Here is a 20,892-nt window from a genome sequence, read left to right on the forward strand (position 1 = left end):
GCTTCGCTCGACAACGCGATCGATCATCACAGCCGACAGGCCCGATCGCCGACCCTCGGGGCCAAAATCCGGCTTTCTGCAACTGTTCCGATCCTATTTCGATTTGGCGGTTTGCGGTGCGAAGGCGCGCTTCATGGAAGCGTACACCCTTAACTGTGCGGCGTTACGAAGCGCATTCTGTCGCGCCTCTCCCTCAGGCAATTGCTTCGCCTCAGTGGCGCGCGCATCTGCCTGCTCTTCCAAATGGTCCGCCGTCAAAAATACGGTCTTGTTCTTGTTGCGCATGTCGGGCCTCATGTCGGTGAATACAAATTGCCATCGAACCAATCGAGAGGTTCGGCGGGCGACGCGCTGGATACAACCTGCAGTTGCTGGATGTGGCCGCATCTTGTGCAGCGCAGCGTCCAATGCTCATACCCCGGTAGCGAAGGCGTGATGCGCTGCACCATAGCAACACCCCGGCAACGGGCGCACCGTGAACTCGATAGGACCCGGGGTCGTGAGGGTGCTACTTCGGCAGACATTTTTAATCTTCCATGAGATTGCCAAAATCTAGTTTGGCGATCTAAGCTCGCCTTCAAGCCACCCTCTGGCATCGCCGTTCATGGGGTCGCTGACCACCAAAACTTGATGGACACGATCACATCTTGGGCACGCAAAGATGCGGAGTTCGTGACCCGCTGTGCCGGCCACAACGCCGACCAGCTTCGTACGGATCTGACAGTACTGACAGCGCGGACGCTCTATGGGGCTGAGCGGCGGATCGGTTGATGAGGGATGAGAGCCGAGCATTCGGCACCCCCGTTGAATCAGGTGGGTGCGCGACAGTCTGCCGGACACCGGACTCTGACGGGGTGATTTTCTCGCCCCGAAAATAGGTCCGCTGGTCAATATTGACCACAACGTACAATTTTTAATATTTAGGTTTCGCCGGTTCCAATGGAGGGACTTGTGAAGTCGTCAAAGCGAGCGTTCGATCCCCAGGCTTTTCTAGCCAAAGTCGGGACCGGCAAAACGATAGTGAAGTACCGGAAAGGCCGGATCATCTACTCCCAAGGTGAGGCGGCTGATAGGGTTTTTTATATCCAATCGGGCAAGGTCAAGGTGACCGTTGTTTCCGAGCAAGGCAAAGAAGCCGTCGTCGGCATGTTGGAGACGGCGCAGTTTTTTGGCGAGGGATGTTTGAATGGTCAGGCGGTCCGCATTGGAACGGCGAGGGCAATGGAGGAGTGCCTTATCACCTCAATAACGCGGAAGGCGATGCTGGCGGCGCTCCGCAAGGAACCGATGTTTTCAGAACTTTTCGTGACTTACCTGGTGACCCGCAGCAATCGCATTGAAGAGGATTTGATCGACCAGCTATTCAATTCGAGCGAGAAGCGGCTCGCACGCCTTCTTCTACTGCTGGCCAATTTCGGAAAAGATGGAAAGCCAATCCCAATCGATGCTGCCATCAATCAAGCAACCCTGGCGGAGATGATCGGAACGACGCGGCCCCGGGTGAGTTTTTTTCTGAACAAATTTCGCAAGCTTGGATTGATCAGCTACAACGGAAATATCGAGGTGCACCGTTCTTTGTTGAACGCGGTCTTATATGAAAAACCCGAGCTGGAACGAGACGAAAAGCCGACTGAATAGTCAGAGCTGCCCCATATCAAACATGATCTTCGGCGCGCAGGAACTCGTCAGCAAGATCTCCACGACATGATGCTCCTGCCCGGCGATCTGATCGCTGCGGCACGCCCGTCCGCATCGGCTGAGCGCGATCGCGCTTTCGAGCGAAGTCGGATACCGGTTGTTCGGGCGCGCTAAAAGCGATTGGGCTCTAGCGGCGATGCTTTTTCAGCTTTGGCGAAGCCGCCGGCGCCCGCGCGTTGGCATCGAGCGATGCTGACGCCACTGGTGTCTCGCCCTTGGTCCCTCCGCGTCCTATTTCACGTCGTGGCCAGGCAAAATCGTCGGCGCGACCGGCGGGAGCCGACAAAGCCTCGCCTTTGATCAAGAGCCGCGCTGCCTGTGCATCCATCGCGACCTGTCGCGCCCCGGGAGCACCGAGCAATTGATCCGTACCGACAGAAGAAGCCACCAGGGGAACGATCGGCCCGGCCAGCGGACGCGGCGCCGGCTGATCCGGCCGCGCACTGGCGTCGGGGGTTGCCGGTTCGGTGGGCAGCACGATCGGCGCGGAACGCGCGGCCAACAGCCGGTTGATTTCGCGCTCGGCATAATGCGCGAGCTTGAGCGCGCCGGCCTTGGTGAAGTACACGCCGTCGGAGGAACGCAGCCTGCGGATCTGGCCTTCGAAATCGGGGCCTTGCTGTAAAAAGCGCCCGGCTTCATCGACAAATCCGTCCCAGACATCGACATAGGTGATGCCCGCCTTGCCTGCCGCATCGCGATAGAGCGTATCCAGAAACGCCGTGTCGGCGGTCGCCTTGGGGCCACGTACCGCCGGCAGACCTACCCACAGCACCGGTACCCCCTTGGCCTTGAGCACGCGGATCATCTCGTCGATCTTTTCCCTGTAGAGTTCGACCCAGCGTTTATCGCGAAACTCATGGAGGCCGCTCGGCGAGCCCGCGCTCTTTTCCGATTCCATGGCCTGCCGCGCATCGCTGTTGTCGGCTGAATCGTCTGGCGGCAATTCGGGATCCACCGCCTTGGACGCGCCGTCCAGCTTCGCCGCAGGTTTTTCGCTTGAAGGCTTGCCATCCGTCTTGGCCTTGGCGTCGTTCTTCTCCCCGGGCTTGGTGTCGGATTTGTCGGCTGCCGGCTCGCGGATTGCGACGCGATCGTCAAGCCCGAGCATGACGACGATGGCGTCCGCTTTTTCGGTGGCGAGAATACCTTTGGCGGCGGCGGCCCAATCGGCCGGATTGCCCTTCGGCTGATACCTGATCAGGCCGGAGGATATCTTGTGTTTGCGGATCACGCCCATCTCGGGCTGATCGGCATAGACGTCCTCAAGCCCGTAGGCGAGCCAGTCCGCCATGGAGTCCCCGAGCACGAGAATGTGGCGCTCGGGAACAGTGTTGCGCTTCTCGGGCGGCGGCGCCTTTGAAAAATCCTCGCGCACCGCCGGCGCTTGCCGCCCGTGCCGAGGCGACGGCGCATACTGCTGCTGGTACGGCGCAAAGGGGTCGTTACCAAACCAGCCGCCGCCGCGCTGTTCGTTGCCGAACCAGCCGCCGCCGCGTTGCGGCTGCGGCCGCTGCTGATATCCGCCGAAATTAAAGAATTGTGCTGAGGTGGGTCCCACGCCCAGCACCAATCCGACTGCGACAGCCAGCGCAACCAGCCGACCACGCCCGGTAAAGATGCCTAGCTTTTTTGGATCCTTCGGCATGCGCCTGGACCGCACATACGCAGAACTTGTTTTGTCAGGTTAGCACAACCGCGCTGTCGCGAGTCTCAGTTTACCGTGAAGTGCGTGATCGTCAGTGTGCACCGCGCGAGCAACCGCATGTTGCGCTCCCGCCTCCCGGGCGAATTAAGGCGTTCGCGATTTCAAGGTTGCGCAGCGGAATTGAGATTCTGAAGTGCGGTCTTTAAGAGCCTTGTTCGCCATCCCTGACGGGACCGGCAACCAACCGATAGGTTGGCACCCATGTCGTGTTCCAGCTTTCCATGGTCACGCTGCACACCGAGCATTCAAAGCTGCTGATCTGGCGGCCGGGGGCCATCGACTCGGTGCGGTTGTAAACCGCTCCGCACTGGCAGGACCGGCGGTGTGATTCTGACATGCCACTTTATGCGCCACTATTCCGAAATAGGCCACTCACGTTTTCAAACCCGGCCGCTGCCAACCAGGGTCCAGACTCAATTGATCAAAGCCAGAATGCCACGGCGGCAACGAGGCACAGGGCTGAAAAGTAGTTCCGAGCGAGTTTGTCGTAGCGCGTTGCGAACGCGCCTGAAACCCAACCGCTTCGTCAATGGGGAGATGTTACCGGGGGCCACCGATCATTCCGAGCGCCATGGGGTCATCCGCGGTATCCAGCGCGGGACGGCGGCGCGGAACGCCTCGTACTCCCTTCCAAACGTCTGCTCGAGCGTGGGTTCTTCGTACGCCACGACGAAGACGTGGAAGGCGAGCCAGAGCAGCGCGCCGTAGACGATGAGGCGCCAATCGCCCATCAGCACCGCTTGACCCAGGATGATGGCAACGACCGCGACGTATATTGGATTACGCACATAACGGTAGAGACCGGTCACCACGAGATTCCGGGTCGGCGCGATGGGCGCGGGGGTGCCGAGACCCTGCAGCGCGAAACGCGCAAATGCGTCGACGAGCCCAGGCACGCCTGCGAGAATCATTATCGCGCCGATGCCGCGCGTCAGCTCCAGACCAAGGAACGGCGGCCGGAGTTGCCAACCCGTGATCGACCATGGAACGAGCCCCGCCAGCGTAAATGGGGCGACCACGAAGAAAACCGCCGAGCCCAGGACGGCAATGGTTCGTTGCACGGCGGTTCCCGACACTCGCTGCGAGCTCATTGCAAGGTTTCCCGTCGTCATCCGGGTGCCGACACGCTCGCCATGTTATCCCAAAAGCGGAAACCGCGCACGGCTAAAGCCAGAATGCCACGGCGGCCACGAGGCACAGGGCTGAGAAGTAGTTCCGAGCGAGTTTGTGGTAGCGCGTTGCGATACGCCTGAAGCCTTGAGCCTGCAGTAGCAGCGCTCGATGCCGTTGCGATCCTTATACCGCGGAAGGACAGAGTCCTATCCTGCGCCCTTCAAACCACTCCACGGCATGAACGTCGCCGCCAACTGAGGCGACCTGACAGCGTCTACGTGGGCGACCTAAGGCCGGGCGACGTGAGCCAGTCGTTCATGTGGGAAGCGGCCTCGAGATGTCTGATCTTTCGCTCCAGTTTCGATCGCAGCAAACCAGGCGGCAAACGCGATCCTGCGACTTCAAGGCGCTTCTTCGCGGCCGCGATCTGCTCTTTCAACGTATGGAGCTTGGAACGGTGTCGCTGCATTGCAGTTCCTCAGTCCCAATTCAGGAACGCGATGCGTCTGCTGGTCCGGTCGGAATCCACTCTGGGACAAAAGCGTCGATTTGGCGTGTCCGCAGCATGCCCGGTTTAGCGTGTGATGTCGGAAATGCCCGAGCTCCCAGCAAAATTATCCGTCCCGCGGAAACAAGGCCCTTCTTTTGCATGATGGTGTTGCCCTAACCTCCGCCCACCCCCGTAGACTTTTGCAGGGGGTGACGGCATCCTGCCCCTCGAAATCTCACAAAAGACGCGCGCGGGCCTCCGTGGGCGAAAAATGACAGGAAAGAGCATTTTCCAAATGGAAAATGCTCATGGAAACCAGAGGGCAGACATGAAGACGCGATTCACCGAACTCGTTGGCGTTGAACACCCGATCGTCCAGGGCGGCATGCAATGGGTCGGCCGCGCCGAGCTCGTCGCCGCCGTCGCCAATGCCGGCGCGCTCGGGCTGATCACCGCGCTGACGCAGCCGACGCCGGAAGACCTCACCAAGGAAATCGCGCGCTGCCGCGACATGACCGACAAGCCGTTCGGCGTGAACCTGACCATTCTTCCCGCCATCAAGCCGCCGCCCTATGTGGAATACCGCCAGGCCATCATCGAAGCCGGCATCAAGATCGTCGAGACCGCCGGCAACAAGCCGCAGGAACACGTCACCGAATTCAAGAAGCACGGCATCAAGATCATCCACAAATGCACCAGCGTCCGTCACGGCCTGTCGGCGGAGCGGATGGGTGTCGACGCGCTCTCGATCGACGGCTTTGAATGCGCCGGCCATCCCGGCGAGGACGACACGCCCGGCCTGATCCTGATCCCGGCCGCCGCCGACAAGATCAAGATTCCGATGATCGCCTCGGGCGGTTTCGGCGACGGCCGCGGCCTGGTCGCAGCACTGGCGCTCGGCGCCGAGGGTATCAACATGGGCACGCGCTTCATGTGCACCAAGGAGAGCCCGATCCACCAACTCGTGAAGGAGCGCATCGTTGCGAACGACGAGCGTGAGACCGAATTGATCTTCCGCACCATGCGCAACACCTCGCGCGTGGCCAAGAACACGATCTCGACCAAGGTGGTCGCGATGGAGAAGGAAGGCGCAAAGTTCGAGGACGTGCGCGAACTCGTCGCCGGCGCCCGCGGCAAGATGGTCTACGCGACCGGCGATGCCGATGAAGGCATCTGGTCGGCCGGCCAAGTCCAGGGCCTGATCCACGACATTCCGACCTGCGCCGAACTGGTGTCGCGCATCATGCGCGACGCAGAAGCCATCATCCAGAGCCGGCTCGAAGGCATGGTGTCGGGCGCCCGCCGTCAGGCCGCCGAATAGGCGGCTTGACGCCAGAAAAAGACAAGCCACCGAGAAGCAGCTGCGTGCGCCTCCAACAACGAGAAGAGCCCATGAAAGCCTATGTCTACGGCGCCAATGGCGCCGAAATCGCCGACGTCGCAAAACCTTCGCCGAAGGGCACGCAGGTGCTGGTCAAGGTCCATGCCTGCGGCCTCAACCGCGCCGATCTCGGCATGACGAAGGGCCATGTGCATGGCGCGGCCGGCGGCGTCGGCACCGTGCTCGGCATGGAATGGGCGGGCGAAGTCGCCGAGCTTGGGCCCGATGCCAAGGGCATCAAGGTCGGCGACAAGATCATGGGCTCGGGCGGCGCGGCTTTCGCTGAGTACACGCTGGCCGACCATGGCCGGCTGTTCCGCGCGCCCTCGAACATGAACTTTGAGGAAGCCGCCACCCTCCCCGTCGCGCTCGCCACCATGCACAACGCCGTTGTCACCAACGGCGCGCTGCAGGCGGGCCAGAGCGTGCTGATCCAGGGTGCCAGCTCCGGCGTCGGGCTGATGGCGATGCAGATCGCAAAATTCAAGGGCGCAAAACTCGTGATCGGCTCGTCCACGGATGCGATGCGCCGCAGCCGGCTGAAGGAATTCGGCGCCGATCTCGCGGTGGATTCCAGCGACCCCGGCTGGGTCGATCAGGTGCTGAAAGCGACCAATGGCGTAGGCGTCGACCTGATCGTCGACCAGGTTTCCGGCAAGGTCGCCAACCAGAATCTCGCTGCAACCAGGGTCAAGGGCCGCATCGTCAATGTCGGCCGGCTCGGCGGCACGCACGCCGATTTCAATTTCGACCTGCACGCCGCCCGACGCATCAACTATATCGGCGTCACCTTCCGCACCCGCACCATCGAGGAAGTCCGCGAGATCTTTGACGAGGTCCGGAAAGACATCTGGGGCGCGGTGGAATCGCGAAAACTGCAATTGCCGATCGACAAGGTTTATCCGTTCGCCGAGATCGGCAAGGCATTCGAGCACATGGAAGCCAACAAGCACCTCGGCAAGATCGTGGTGACGATGTAGCCGATGACGTTGCAATGCGTACTTGATGGCGGACGTTATTTCGAGGGGCCGCGCTGGCACGCGGGCCGGCTCTGGTTCGTCGACTGCCTGGATCGGACGCTGCTCAGCCTCTCCCCGTCCGGCGCGCGCGAGCAGCATGCGAAATTCGAGGGCGACACGCCCTGCGGCACAGGCATCCTGCCGGACGGACGGCTCGTCGTCCTGACGATGTTCCGCAAGCGCCTGATAACCTATGCCGACGGCCGGCTTTCGCTCTATGCCGACCTGTCAGCGATCGCGACCGGCACGATCGACGACATGATCATCGATGGGCAGGGTCGCGCCTATGTCGGCGATCTCGGTTTTGATATGCCGCCGCCGCCCGATCGCGGCGCTCCCGGCCGCATCATTCTGGTGATGCCGGACGGCGCGGCCCGCGTGGTCGCCGAAGGATTGCGGTTTCCCAACGGCATCGCCGTCTCGGCCGATAACCGTCGGCTCGTCGTCGCCGAAATGGATGGCGCATGCCTCGCCGATTACGACATCACACCGAACGGCGACTTGAAGTTTCGTGGCCGCTTCGGAAGCATGAAGTCTCCGGATGGCATCTGCCTAGACCAACAAGGCGCCGTGTGGGTCGCAGCCTTCGAAGAAGATGCCTTCATTCGCGTCGACCGCAGCGGGCGCGAATTGCAGCGAATAGAAGTGCCCGGCCGCCGCGCCCTTGCCTGCGTCCTCGGCGGCGCCGAACGGCGGACATTGTTCTGCCTGAGTGCAACAACATCCCACGAAGAACTCCGGTAAAGCAAATCCTCCGCGCGGATCGACGTGATAGATGTGGAAATTGCCGGGGCTGGCCATCCCTGACCGCGCACTACACAACAGCGCGTAGGCGGATTAGCGCAGCGTAATCCGCCGTCTTGTGTGAGAATGCAGCGGCGGATTACGCCTTCGCTCTTCGAGCTACGGCGGACAAGTCGGCAAATCCGCCCTACACCCCTTGCCCGATCATCGCGGCTCACCGGAAAACCCCTGCCGCAGGGCTGACAGCCGGTCGAGGGCCGCTTGCGGCAGCGGGCCTCTTTCCACCGCTGCGAGTGCGTCGTCGAATTGTTGCGGCGTCGCCATGCCGACCAGGATCGTACCCATCGCCGGGTGAGACAGCGCAAACCGCGTGGCGGCTTCGGTCAGGCTCGTGGCGAACCCCTCCTCTATCAGCGGCATCAGGCGGCGCGCGCGATCGATATCGGCATCGTAGCTCATCGCCGAGCCGATCGGCTCGGGCGCCGGCCCCGCAATCGGATGACGCTCGGCCGAGCCCGACAGCGCGCCGCCGGCCAGCACGCGGATGCCGACGACGCCAACGCCGGCGGCCTCGGTGTGTTCGAACAACCGTCCATAATCCTGCGCCGGATAGCGCGCCGGCAATGCGCAGGCCGCAGATGGATTGAGCATGTTGTAGACCACCTGCGCGCTGTCGAACACGCTGCTATCGATCACCCGATGCAGTGCGGACGTATCGCCGAGTGCCGTGATCCCGAGGAAGCGAATCTTCCCCTGCTCGCGCAGGCGTTCGAACGCCGGCACCACCTCGTCGAGCACCTGCCGGACGCTGAGCGCCGGTCCGCCGCCTTGCTCGGTAATTGGATTGTGCAGATGAAGGATGTCGACCCGGTCAAGCCGCAGCCGCGCCAGACTGCCTTCGAGCGATGTCCTGACGGCGTCATCAATGCCGCCAACTTCGCCAGGCGGCAGCCGGACCTTGGTGCCGACGATGACGTTGGCCGGTTTCAGCTGTTGCAAAACCCGGCCAAGGTTCTTTTCCGACTCGCCATCGCCGTACAGCACCGCGGTGTCGAAGTAGTTGACGCCGACGGCGATCGCGCGTGCGACGGAACGCGCCTGGTCGGCCGCATCGCCGCGCACCATCAACCCGCCCACCGCGCCGCAGCCGAAGCCCAGCACCGAGAGCTGCATCCCCGTGCGCCCAAACACCCGCAATTGCATCGCCGTTCCTCCGGATGATCCGGAGATTATGCGATGTCGAATGGCGGCTTTTCAATCGTGATATTTGGCGCCGTGAAGTATTCCGCTGCCCGCGTAGGGCGGACTAGCGCAACGTAATCCGCCAGCTCATTCAGCGGCGGATTACGCCTTCCGCCTTCGCGCTTCGAGCTACGGCGGACAAGTCGGCTAATCCGCCCTACCCGCAATCAGTCTCGAGATTATGCGAGGCCCGCCCTCAGATTTCCCGGAACGACACCAGGCGGCGCTGCGTCTCGTCCCACAACACGAGCCGTACACACTGAAAGCTCTGCAGCAGTGTGATGCGGCCGACGTCGCGCAGTTCAGGATAATCGCGCAGCACGCGCGGCAGCCGGTAATAGGGAATCCGGCTGGAGAGGTGATGCACGTGGTGGATACCGATATTGGCCGTGAACCAGCGCAGCAGCGCCGGCAGTTCGTAATGCGAGCTGCCGTGCAGCGCGGCTTGATGCAGGTTCCAGTTCTCGTCGCGGTCCCACATCGTGTGCTCAAATTGATGCTGCACGTAGAACAGCCATACACCGGCCGTGGCGGCGAGAACAATCGTCGGAAGGTGCACGAGCAGGATCGCCTTGATGCCGATAAACCAGGTGAGCGTCGCAACGATGACGGCAATCGCGAGATTGGTTGCCATCGTACTGGCCCAGGGCTGCCAGCCATTGCGCATGAGGCCGACCGGGAGCCGCTGTTGCAACAGAAACAGATAGGCCGGGCCGACCCCGAACATGATCAGCGGGTGGCGGTAAAGACGGTATTTCAGACGACCCCACCAGGAAAGCGCGCGATATTCGCGCACGGTCAGCGTATCGAGATCGCCGGTACCGCGGCGATCGAGATTGCCGGTGGTGGCATGATGAGTAGCATGCGAGCGGCGCCAGCAGTCGTAGGGCGTGAGCGTGAGCACGCCAATGACGCGGCCGACCCAGTCATTCGCCACACGGCTGGCAAAAAAGGTGCCGTGACCGCAATCGTGCTGGATCATGAACAGGCGCACGAGAAAGCCGGCAGCCGGAACAGCGATCAGCAACGAAGCCCAGGCATGGCCGAGGGAGAACGTGAACCAGGCCGCGGTCCACAACGCGATGAGCGGCAAAGCCGTGATCGCCAACTCGGCCATACTGCGCAGCCGGTTCGGGGTGCTGTAGTTATTCAGGATGCGCGTCCAACGCCGGGCGTCGAGGGCGTCATCGCCACTAGGAGGTTGCACGAAGCCCAGGCCCTCTTGCCTGTTAGGCCGTTGCACAGCTGTCTTCTGCAAAGATATCCCCTTGTGACCGGTGCACGTAAGATCGAGACACCGACGGCTCGGCACCTTCTTCGGTTGATCGATGTTTGGAGAAGGCCTGAAAGTGCGTGCCTGTCAGCGGCAAGGCTAAGCGCCCAGCCGTTCGGCCAAGTGTCGACTACGCGACATATGGACACGAATCAGGGTGCCGTCAAGGACGCGTTTCCGGCGTCCCCATTGGGGTCAAAAGCAGACTGAGAGCTCGAATTTGTGATGTCTTAAGTCCCGCTCGAAAGCGGGAATTATGGGGAATTATGGTGACGGAGTGTGGGGCAGATTAACGCTGTGTAATCCGCCATCCTCCTTGAGACGCAAGCGGCGGATAACGCCCTCCGCCTTCGCGCTTCGAGCTACGGCGGACAAGTCGGCTCGCCCCGCCCGCTATCCTTTGTTCGGCGACCAGCCATAGGCCTTGATGCAGGCACCGCCCATCAACATGGCCCGCTCGCTGTCGCTCAGGCGGCTGGTCTTGAGGAAGGGCTCGACGGCCTGCTCGTAATTGACGACGGCGAATGCCCGCGTCCAGTCCGTGCCCCACAGGCAGCGATCGAAACCCCAGGCATCGAACACGCGCGCGAGCGGGTCCCAAATATCCGGATACGGATACGGTTCGCGCGACAGCGTGCAGGCGCCGCTGACCTTGATCACGGCGTTCGGGCGTTTTGCGAGATCCAGCACCTTCGGCAAGTCGGTCCAAGGCTCGGGCGGCGCCGGCGGCACGCGCGGCTGCAGGATGCCGAGATGGTCGATGATGAACCGCGTATCGGGATGGCGATCGATCAGCGCGGTCCCTGCGTCCAGATTGTCCCAGCACAGGATGTTGAGAGGAAAATCGTAACGAACGGCCGCGCGCGCAATCCGGTCGAGGCCGGGATCGTCAGTCGCGCGCTTCTCGTCCTTCCTCAGCATGATGCGGACGCCGACCGCGCCCGGCGTCTTCTTCCACTCCGCGACGATTTCGGCCACATCAGGGTCATCGGGGTCGAGCGGCTTGACGATGGCAAGCCGGCCGGGATGGGCCCGCTGCACTTCCACGGCATAGCTGGCGTCGTAGCGGTACAACGAAAAGGCGGAGATGAAGATCGCGCCGTCGACGCCGACCCTGTCCATCGCCGCCACCATCTCGTCACCCGTGACGTGATCGGGCCAGTTCGGCACACTGTGCCAGGGCCGCTTCGGACTGTTCGCCTCGTAGGCATGGACCTGGGAATCGATAATCGCCATCGTCGCCTCCGTTCTTTTGCCTGCGATTTTGGACAATGCGGCCGGCTCGTGTCCAGATAGCAAGAACGCCGCGCTGCAATGCGTCTGGCAAGCTATGGGGCCCTGAAGCGGACATCAGCGGATGTGACGCAATTACAATTGCGCCAACTTACAACTTGTGGTTTTTGTCGGTAGTCAATGAGAGTCGGGTTTGTTATGCGGCGTGTTGTGTTGTGGGCTTTGGTGTTCTGCCTTGTTGCTCAGTTCGGTGGATGCAAATCATCGACTGTTTCCGAAGTGGCGCTTGAAACTCCGCCTCAAACCAAGCCGCGGGATGCGCGGCTCGCGAGATTATATTTTCTGCGCGAGAAGGGACTTGTCGGCGCTGAAGCGGGAATCAAGATCGATGGCAAGCCGGCTGGTTCGGTAACCAAGGGGTTCTATTTCTTTTCAGAAAAACCGCCGGGACGCTACCGGATAGCCTGCGTCAATCCGATCATGATGGATTATGAAGCCGAAATAGAAATTGAGGCTGGAAAGACCTACTATTTCGGCGTCGGTACGCCACAGGTGGCAGCGCCCGGTCAAAATCTTCTCAATCAGGCCCTTGCCGGCAGCAGCGGAGAGCAAATGCGGCCGACGTCTCCGCTCATGGCAGGCTTTTCTGGCGCCGCCCTCTACCAAATCGACGCAGCAGAGGGACCTGCCGTCATCAGTCAATTGAAGCCGCAATAGCGTGGGTGATTGGCGGCGTCGGCGATCATTTCTTCGGCTCTGACTTCGCGACCAAAGCTATCTCGGCTGGATAGTCCAATGCGCGTATTCACGAGATTGCAAACCTCGGGCATGGCGCCGCGAGAACGTGGACACACATTCGGTTGTCATCGCCCGGCTTGACCGGGCGATCCAGTATCCCAGAGGCGGCAGTGATTGAACCGATAAGCCGCAGCGTACTGGATACCCCGCATGCGCGGGGTATGACGGTCTTCATTTGCTGCGACTGATTGGCAATTGCGAATTCTTGTCGGCTTTAATCTTACATGACGCCCTGCTAAACCCCCGCCATGAGTCATCCCCCCTCCATCAAGACCAATGTCGCGGCGATCTCGATCTTCGCCAGCGCCGGCATGGCTGCGGCGAAATTCGCCGTCGGCATTGCGATCGGCTCGCTCGCGTTGATCTCCGAGGCCCTGCACTCCTCCGTCGACGTGATCGCCACCGTCATCACCTGGCTGGTGGTGCGCGTCTCCGACCAACCGGCTGATGAGGAACATCATTACGGCCACGGCAAGTTCGAGAGCCTGTCGGCGCTCTTTGTCATCGCGCTGCTCTACGTGCTCGCCGGCGGCATCCTGGTCGAATCCTGGAGCCGCCTGCGCGAGGGCGCAGCCCCGCCGACGCTCTCGGCGATCCCCTTCGTGGTGCTGGTGATCGATATCGCGGTGAATTTCTGGCGCGCGCGGGCGCTGCATCGCACGGCGCGCGCGACCCGAAGCCAGGCGCTGGCGGCCGACGCGCTGCATTTCGCTTCCGACGTGCTCGGCTCCATCGCCGTCATCATCGGGCTGGTGCTGACCGGCCTCGGCTATCTCTGGGGCGACTCGGCCGCCGCCATTGCGGTCGCCGTCATGATATCGGTTCTCGGCCTGCGGCTCGGGCGCTCCACCATCGAAACACTACTCGATCGTGCGCCGGAGGGCGCGTCGGAAAAGGCCATCGCCGCCATCCGCGCGGTGCCCGGCGTGGTCGGAGTCGAGCGCCTGCGGGTTCGCATGGTCGGGCCGACGCATTTCATCGATGCCATCGTAAAAGTGCCGCGCACCTATCCGATCGACCGGGTCGAGGCGATCAAGAAGACCGCGCAGGCAGCGGTCACGGAGGCGCTCGGCGACGCCGACCTCACCTTCACCGCGGTGCCGGTCATCCGCGACAATGAGAGCGTGCGCGAGCGCATCATGGTGATCGCCCGTAATTCCGGCCTCGCCGTTCATCATGTCACCGTGCACGATCTCGGCGAGAAGCTGATCGTCGGCATCGACCTCGAGGTCGACGGCGACATGGAGCTTGCGGCGGCCCATGAGGTTACCCGCGTGCTGGAGCGAAATATCCGCGAGGATTTTGGCGAGGACGTCGAGGTCGACACCCACATCGAACCGCTCGAACCGGAACTGCCGCACGGCACCGACGCCGCGCCAGCGCGCGTCGAGACCATCAAGGCCGCGCTGACGCGCTATGCCGGCAACGGCGCGATCCACGACATCCATAATGTGCGGGTGCGCGACACCGACGCCGGCGAAATCGTCAACTTCCATTGCCGCGCAGCACCCTCGATGAGCGTCATCAAGGTGCACGAGAACGTCGACGAGATCGAGCGCGCGCTGCGCCGCGCGTTTCCGACCATCAAGCGCGTGATCAGCCACGCCGAACCGCCGCGTGTGTAGCGCGTTGCCGCGCAGCAACGTCCCAGGCCGAGGCCAACCACGTCCGTAATATTACTTGGACGCCGGCCGTATGGTTAAGGATTAGTTAGATCGAATCGCCCCATGTCGGTTCCCGGCAGTGGAACCTGTTGGTACATATGGCGAATTCATCCGCTCGGCAATTCCAGAACGGCCTTTCGGCCACATCCGTTGCACTGGGAATGGTACTGGCGTCCACAATGCCGTCGCGCGCCGTGGACTGGACCGGCGCCGCCTCGAGCGACTGGTTCAACGCTGGCAACTGGTCGGGCGGCGTTCCAACCAACGCAAGTAGCACGTTGATCGACACGGTCGCGCCCAACGCAACGGTGGTCGGAGCAGCCGGGGCGCAGTCATCCAATCTCACGGTCGGCGTTTCCGCCACCGGCGCGTTGACGATCCAGAACGGCGGCACCCTCAACAACAGCTGGGCCGTCATCGGCTCCAATGCCGGCTCGGTCGGCACCGCGACAGTAACCGGCGCCGGCTCGACCTGGACAAACAGCGGCAATCTCGCCATTGGCAGCGGCACGCTGACCATCAGCAACGGCGGGGCGGTGAGCAGCTACTTCGGCTTTCTCTCGACCGCCACCGCGACGGTGGATGGCGCCGGATCGACCTGGACCAATGGCGGCGATCTTTATTTCGGCAACAACGGCAGCACATCGCTGACCATCAGCAACGGCGGCGTCGTGAGCACCGTCGGCAGCAGCTATCTCGGCATCTCATCGGGCTCGACCGGCACTGCGACGGTGGATGGCGCCGGCTCGACCTTGACCAATAACGGCAATCTCATCATCGGCGATTCCGGCAGCGGCACGCTGACCATCCGCAACGGCGGGACGTTGAGCAATAACTGGGGCTTTATCGGCCGTCTTTCCGGCTCGACCGGCGCCGCGACGGTGGATGGCGCCGGCTCGACCTGGACCAGTAGCAGCATCCGTGTCGGCGATGGCGGCAGCGGCACGCTGACCATCCGCAACGGCGGGGCGCTGAGCAATGCCGGTGGGGCCGCCATCGGCGGTGCTTCCGGCGCGACCGGCACTGCGACGGTGGATGGTGCCGGCTCGAGCTGGACCAACGGTGGCGATCTCATCCTCGGCGATTCCGGCAGCGGCACGGTGACCGTCCGCAATGGCGGGACGCTGAGCAACGCCGCGGGCATTCTCGGCATCCAGTCCGTCTCGGCCGGGACCGCGACGGTGGACGGTGCCGGCTCGACCTGGATCAATAGCGGCGATCTCAATGTCGGCTTTGGCGGGAGCGGTACGCTGACCATCCGCAACGGCGGGACGTTGAGCAATGGCTGGGGCTTTATCGGCCGTTTTTCCGGCTCGACCGGCGCCGCGACGGTGGATGGCGCCGGCTCGACCTGGACCAATAGCGGCAATCTCCGTGTCGGCGATGCCGGCAGCGGCACGCTGACCATCAGCAACGGCGGGGTGCTGAGCAATGCCGGTGGGGCCGCCATCGGCGGTGCTTCCGGCTCGACCGGCACTGCGACGGTGGATGGCGCCGGCTCGAGCTGGACCAACGGCGGCGATCTCATCGTCGGCGATTCCGGCAGCGGCACGTTGACCATCCGCAACGGCGGAACCGTGAGCAACGTCGCCGGCTATCTCGGCATCCAGTTCGGCTCGGCCGGAACTGCGACAGTGGACGGTGCCGGCTCGACCTGGACCAGCACCGGCCTCAACGTCGGCTTTGGCGGGAGTGGCACGCTGACCATCCGCAACGGCGGGGCGCTGAGCAATGCCGGTGGGGCCGCCATCGGCGCTCTATCCGGCTCGACCGGCACTGCGACGGTGGATGGCGCCGGCTCGACCTGGACCAATAGCGGCGATCTCTATGTCGGCTCCAGCGGCAACGGTGCGCTGAACATCAGCAACGGCGGCGCTGTGTCCAACGTCTACGGCCATGTCGGCCGCTTTGCCTCCTCGACCAGCACCGTGACGGTCGATGGCGCCGGCTCGACCTGGGCCAATAGCGGCTATCTCTACGTCGGTTCTTCCGGTGCCGGGACGCTCACCATTCGCAACGGCGGCGCCGTGTCGGCCGTGGCCGTGTCCATCGCCAACCAGGCCGGCTCGAGCGGCGCGCTGAATATCGGCGCCGCCGTGGGCCAGGCCGCCGCCGCGCCTGGCACGCTCAGCGCGGCCTCGGTTAATTTGGGTAGCGGCAACGGCCAGCTCGTATTCAACCACACCAGCGCGAACTACACTTTCACACCGATCATCACCGGCAGCGGCGCCGGCACGCGAACGGTGCGCGTCGAGGCCGGCACGACGATCCTGACTGCGGCCAGCACCTACACGGGATCAACCGTGATCGATGGCGGCACGTTGTCGGTCAACGGCTCCATCGCCCAGTCGGCGGTGACGGTGAATGCCGGCGGCACGCTCGGCGGCAACGGCACCGTCGGCAACACCACTGTCAACGGCGGCAGACTGGCGCCCGGCAATTCGATCGGCCTGTTGACGGTGAATGGCAGTCTCTCGTTCACCACGGCGGCGTCCTACATGGTCGAGGTCTCCCCGACCAGCGCCGACCGCGTCAACGTCGCGGGAACGGCCACGCTGTCGGGCGCCACCGTCAACCTGTCCTTTGTCTCGGGAGCCGGAACCTCCGTCGCCAAGCAGTATGTCATCGTCAATGCCGCGGGCGGCGTCAGCGGCACCTTCGGATCGCTCGTGAGCAGCGGTCCCGCGCCCGCCTTCAAGCCGAGCCTCAGCTACGACGCCAACAACGTCTATCTCAATTTCGCGCTTTCCTTTGCCCTGCCCAACAGCGCCCTCAACGTCAACCAGACCAACGTCGCCAACGGGCTGGTCGACGCCTTCAACCGCAACGGCAGCATTCCGCTGGTCTATGGCGGATTGACGCCGGCCGGTCTGACGCAGGCATCCGGCCTTATCGCGCCCGCGGTGCACCCGACCATGATACAGGCGATGACGCAGTTCATGACCGCGATCACGGATGTGTCCGCCGCCGACCGCCGTCCCGATCCATCGCGCGCGACGGAATTCGCCGATGAGAACGACGTCAGAAACGCCTATGCGGCCGTTCCCCTGCGCGGTGCGGTCGGTGACGCGCTCATGCACACGAAGGCCCCGCATGCGCCGGTATTCGAATCTCGATGGAGCACATGGGTATCGGGCTTCGGCGGCGGCCAGACCACCGATGGCAACGCGGTCATCGGATCGAGCACAGCCACCAGCCGCATCTTTGGTGTCGCGGCCGGTGCCGACTACTGGCTGTCACCGGCGACGGTCGCGGGCTTCGCACTGGCAGGCGGCGGCACCAATTTCAGCGTCGCCTCCGGCGGCAGCGGACGAACCGACCTGTTCCAGGCCGGCGCATTCATCAGGCACACGGCCGGCTCCGCTTATGTCAGCGCGGCCGCGGCCTATGGCTGGCATGACGTCACGACCGACCGCACGGTCACGATCGCAGGCATCGACCAGTTGCGCGCGCGCTTTGCCGCCGACACCTTCGCCGGCCGTCTCGAAGGCGGCAATCGCTACATCGCGCCATGGTTCGGCGGCCTCGGCGTCACGCCTTACGCCGCGGCGCAGGTGACCATGACCCGCCTTCCCGCCTACGCCGAAACGGTGGTCTCCGGCACCAATGCGTTTGCATTGTCGTATCTTGCAAAGAACGTGACCGCGCCGCGGACCGAACTCGGATTGCGCAGCGACAAATCCTTTGCCATGAACGGCGCGCTGCTGACATTGCGCGGTCGCGCCGCCTGGGCCCATGATTACAATCCTCTCAACGCGGCCTCGGCGACATTCCAGGCGCTGCCCGGCGCAAGTTTTGTAGTGAACGGCGCGGCCGGCGCGCACGACGCGGCACTGACGACGGCTTCGGTCGAACTGAAATGGCTGAACGGTTTTGCGCTCGCCGCGACGTTCGAGGGCGAGTTCTCCGCCGTCACCCGTTCCTATGCCGGCAAGAGCGTCGCAAGTTACCGGTGGTGAGCACAACTCGCGCGGCATCGTCGTGGCATGACCGCCGCAACGAACATGCGATGCTGCAGCTCAAATTGAGGCAGCGCGTTCTCCTTTCGGACTCGAAATGCCGCCATTATTTTGCGTGGGACAACATTTATTTCGAATTAACAAATCGTTGACTCTCGACAGCCCGGAAAATCTGGATTCAAATCGCTATGATTCGGAATGACGTGGGGTTCCTTCCGGACAATGTGCAAAAGAGCCTTCGGCGGGGGTCTAAAGCATGGCGCGCGCGCATGCGGCGAACGCGTGTGTCCAATCCGACTCGATCAAGGGATTGGCACAATCGATCGCAAAACCTGCCTATCACCGGCTGCTCATCGCTGAGCCGGCGCTTCGTCGCGCCGTCCCGACGCTCATCATCGCCTTCCTCATCACCATCTGCCTCGGCGCCTTCGTGCAGGTGATCGACCAGAGCCGGCAAAAACGCGCCGCGATGAAGCGCGACCTCTCCGCGCTCACCGACCTGCTGGCCGAACGCCTCGACCGCCTCGGCTCTATCAGGCAGGACCGCGCCGCCAATATCGAGCGGCTGCAGAGCCTGCTACCTGACCTGATTCCGGCATGGGGCGTCGCCAGCGGCCGCCATGTCATCATCACGGGCGCCGATCACCGGATTCTGGCCCGCGTCCCGGTTGAAGGCAGCCTTGGCGACGGCGATCGCGTCCTCGATATCATCAGCACGGCCCAACTGCTCACCGCCCCCGGTCAGCAGGGCGTCGTCAGCGACATGACGCTGCCGAACGGCAATGGCGCCGTGGCGATCTCGCGGCTGGTCAAATCGCTGCCGGGCCAGGTCATCGTCATCCAGGAAAAGAACGAGCCGCTGTGGGGCTCGGATGCCGCATTGTCGGTGACCCTTTCGGCCACCACGGGCTTCGTCGTGCTGATCCTCGGCTTCGCCTTCCACTGGCAGTCGACCCGCGCCCGCGAGGGCGATCTCATCAACGACGCCGTGCGCGGCCGGATCGACACCGCGCTCAACCGCGGCCGCTGCGGCTTGTGGGACTGGGACCTGGAGCGCGGCAGGATCTTCTGGTCGGCCTCGATGTTCACGATGCTCGGCCTCGACTCCCGCAACGACCTCCTCACCTTCGGCGAAGTCAACGCACTGGTGAAATCCGACGACATCGACCTGTTTGCGATCGCCGACCAGATGATCGCAGGCCAACTCGACCACATCGACCAGAGCTTCCGCATGCAGCACACCGGCGGCCACTGGATCTGGCTGCGGGTGCGCTGCGAGCTCAGCCAGGCCTTGGCCGACGGCGGCTTGCACCTGATCGGCATCGCGGTCGACATCACCGAACAGAAGAGCCTCGCCGAGAAGACCGTGGAGGCCGACTTGCGGCTGCGCGACGCGATCGAGACCATTCCGGAGGCCTTCGTGCTCTGGGACGCGGAAGACCGCCTCGTGCTCTGCAATTCGCATTTCCAGCGCCTGCACAAACTGCCGGATACGGCGGTCACCCCCGGCACGTCGTATGAGACCGTGATCGAGGTCGGAAGCATGCCGGAAGTGCGCACCCGGCTGCAGGAGACCGGTGCACAGGCTCCAGGAGCCCGCACCTTCGAAGCGCAGCTCGACGACGGAAGCTGGCTGCACATTTCCGAGCGCCGCACCAAGGACGGCGGCTACGTCTCGGTCGGCACCGACATCACCCGCATCAAGGAGCACGAGCAGAAGCTGATCGAAAACGACGCCCGCCTGCGCGCCAACGTGATCGACCTGAAGCGCTCGCAGGCCGAGCTTGCCGACCTCGCCGAAAAATACTCGCAGGAAAAGAATCGCGCCGAGGAAGCCAACCAGGCGAAATCCAAATTCCTCGCCAATATGAGCCACGAACTGCGCACGCCGCTGAACGCCATCATCGGCTTCTCCGAGATCATGGGCAGCGGCATGTTCGGCGTGCTCGGCTCCGACAAGTATCAGGAGTACTGCCACGACATCCTCACATCAGGGAAATACCTGCTCGAAGTCATCAACGACATCCTCGACATGTCGAAGATCGAAGCCGGCCGCATGAAGCTCGACATGGAGCAGCTCGACCTGTCGAAGATACTCGCGGAGTCGGTGCGCGTGGTGTCCGGGCGCGCCGAGGACAAGCAATTGACGCTGGACGCCGATATCGAAAGCACCATTTCCGTGATGGCCGACCGCCGCGCGGTCAAGCAGATCTTCGTCAACCTCTTGTCCAATGCCGTGAAGTTCACCCCCGACAACGGCAGGATAACCGTGCGGAGCCACGTGCTCTCAGACTCGATCGTGCTCATGATCGCCGATACCGGCATTGGCATCGCACCCGCCTCGCTGCGGCGGCTGGGCAATCCGTTCGAACAGGTCGAGAGCCAGCTCACCAAGACCTACCAGGGCTCGGGCCTCGGCTTGGCAATCGCGCGCTCGCTGACCAGCCTGCACGGCGGAACCATGCGGCTGCGCTCGAAGCTCGGCACCGGCACCGTGGTGCGCATCACGCTGCCGCGCGACACGCAACAGCTGAAAAAGGTCGAGGCAGCAGCCGCGTGACGGTTAACCG

At 63.0% G+C, this 20,892-nt stretch carries 14 protein-coding genes and 1 pseudogene; 8 read left to right on the plus strand and 7 right to left on the minus strand.

Going from position 1 to position 20,892, the window contains the following annotated elements; translation table 11 throughout:
* Positions 1-93: 93 nt before the first annotated feature.
* Positions 94-285 carry a hypothetical protein gene (locus tag ACVWVY_RS34725; RefSeq protein ID WP_456630609.1) on the minus strand — a complete coding sequence of 64 codons (192 nt, stop codon included), beginning with the start codon at positions 283-285 and terminating at the stop codon, positions 94-96.
* Between the two features lie 654 nt (positions 286-939).
* Here ACVWVY_RS34725 and ACVWVY_RS34730 point away from each other — a divergent pair.
* Positions 940-1,638, plus strand: coding sequence for a Crp/Fnr family transcriptional regulator (locus tag ACVWVY_RS34730; RefSeq protein WP_456630610.1), 699 nt, complete (start codon positions 940-942; stop codon positions 1,636-1,638).
* A gap of 187 nt (positions 1,639-1,825) precedes the next feature.
* Here ACVWVY_RS34730 and ACVWVY_RS34735 read toward each other — a convergent pair whose 3' ends face one another.
* The 3 genes and pseudogenes from ACVWVY_RS34735 to ACVWVY_RS34745 form a co-directional block, all read right to left on the minus strand.
* Positions 1,826-3,346, minus strand: coding sequence for an SGNH/GDSL hydrolase family protein (locus ACVWVY_RS34735; protein WP_456630611.1), 1,521 nt, complete (start codon positions 3,344-3,346; stop codon positions 1,826-1,828).
* Positions 3,347-3,963: 617 nt separating this feature from the next.
* The gene (locus tag ACVWVY_RS34740) at positions 3,964-4,497 is read right to left on the minus strand and encodes a methyltransferase family protein (RefSeq protein ID WP_456630612.1); all 534 of its coding nucleotides are present in this window, start codon (positions 4,495-4,497) and stop codon (positions 3,964-3,966) included.
* Between the two features lie 73 nt (positions 4,498-4,570).
* A pseudogene (locus tag ACVWVY_RS34745) lies at positions 4,571-4,707 on the minus strand (IS5/IS1182 family transposase); the annotation flags it as partial.
* Between the two features lie 630 nt (positions 4,708-5,337).
* Between ACVWVY_RS34745 and ACVWVY_RS34750 the strand changes: the two are divergent.
* The 3 genes from ACVWVY_RS34750 (at position 5,338) to ACVWVY_RS34760 (ending at position 8,153) form a co-directional block, all read left to right on the plus strand.
* Positions 5,338-6,330: an NAD(P)H-dependent flavin oxidoreductase gene (locus ACVWVY_RS34750; RefSeq protein ID WP_456630613.1), complete on the plus strand. Its 993-nt coding sequence runs from the start codon at positions 5,338-5,340 to the stop codon at positions 6,328-6,330.
* 71 nt (positions 6,331-6,401) lie between these two features.
* Positions 6,402-7,370: a zinc-binding dehydrogenase gene (locus ACVWVY_RS34755; RefSeq protein ID WP_456630614.1), complete on the plus strand. Its 969-nt coding sequence runs from the start codon at positions 6,402-6,404 to the stop codon at positions 7,368-7,370.
* 3 nt (positions 7,371-7,373) lie between these two features.
* Positions 7,374-8,153: an SMP-30/gluconolactonase/LRE family protein gene (locus ACVWVY_RS34760; protein ID WP_456630615.1), complete on the plus strand. Its 780-nt coding sequence runs from the start codon at positions 7,374-7,376 to the stop codon at positions 8,151-8,153.
* Positions 8,154-8,357: 204 nt separating this feature from the next.
* Here the strand turns inward: ACVWVY_RS34760 and ACVWVY_RS34765 are convergent, their stop codons facing one another.
* From ACVWVY_RS34765 to ACVWVY_RS34775, 3 genes are all read right to left on the minus strand, one after another.
* Positions 8,358-9,356, minus strand: coding sequence for an aldo/keto reductase (locus tag ACVWVY_RS34765; protein ID WP_456630616.1), 999 nt, complete (start codon positions 9,354-9,356; stop codon positions 8,358-8,360).
* A 235-nt stretch (positions 9,357-9,591) separates the two neighbouring features.
* On the minus strand, positions 9,592-10,602 hold the full coding sequence (locus tag ACVWVY_RS34770) for a fatty acid desaturase (protein ID WP_456632385.1): 1,011 nt from the start codon (positions 10,600-10,602) through the stop codon (positions 9,592-9,594).
* Between the two features lie 459 nt (positions 10,603-11,061).
* Positions 11,062-11,904 (minus strand): amidohydrolase family protein, encoded by an 843-nt coding sequence (locus ACVWVY_RS34775; protein WP_456630617.1) that lies wholly within the window; start codon positions 11,902-11,904, stop codon positions 11,062-11,064.
* A gap of 195 nt (positions 11,905-12,099) precedes the next feature.
* Between ACVWVY_RS34775 and ACVWVY_RS34780 the strand changes: the two genes are divergently transcribed.
* The 4 genes from ACVWVY_RS34780 (at position 12,100) to ACVWVY_RS34795 (ending at position 20,882) form a co-directional block, all read left to right on the plus strand.
* On the plus strand, positions 12,100-12,618 hold the full coding sequence (locus ACVWVY_RS34780) for a DUF2846 domain-containing protein (RefSeq protein ID WP_456630618.1): 519 nt from the start codon (positions 12,100-12,102) through the stop codon (positions 12,616-12,618).
* Positions 12,619-12,947: 329 nt separating this feature from the next.
* Positions 12,948-14,324, plus strand: coding sequence for a cation diffusion facilitator family transporter (locus tag ACVWVY_RS34785; RefSeq protein WP_456630619.1), 1,377 nt, complete (start codon positions 12,948-12,950; stop codon positions 14,322-14,324).
* A 218-nt stretch (positions 14,325-14,542) separates the two neighbouring features.
* Positions 14,543-18,322: an autotransporter outer membrane beta-barrel domain-containing protein gene (locus tag ACVWVY_RS34790; protein WP_456630620.1), complete on the plus strand. Its 3,780-nt coding sequence runs from the start codon at positions 14,543-14,545 to the stop codon at positions 18,320-18,322.
* Positions 18,323-18,578: 256 nt separating this feature from the next.
* A complete protein-coding gene (locus tag ACVWVY_RS34795) occupies positions 18,579-20,882 on the plus strand; it encodes an ATP-binding protein (RefSeq protein ID WP_456630621.1) in 2,304 nt (767 codons plus the stop codon).
* Positions 20,883-20,892: the final 10 nt, after the last annotated feature.

This window comes from Bradyrhizobium sp. URHC0002, from assembly GCF_054059515.1.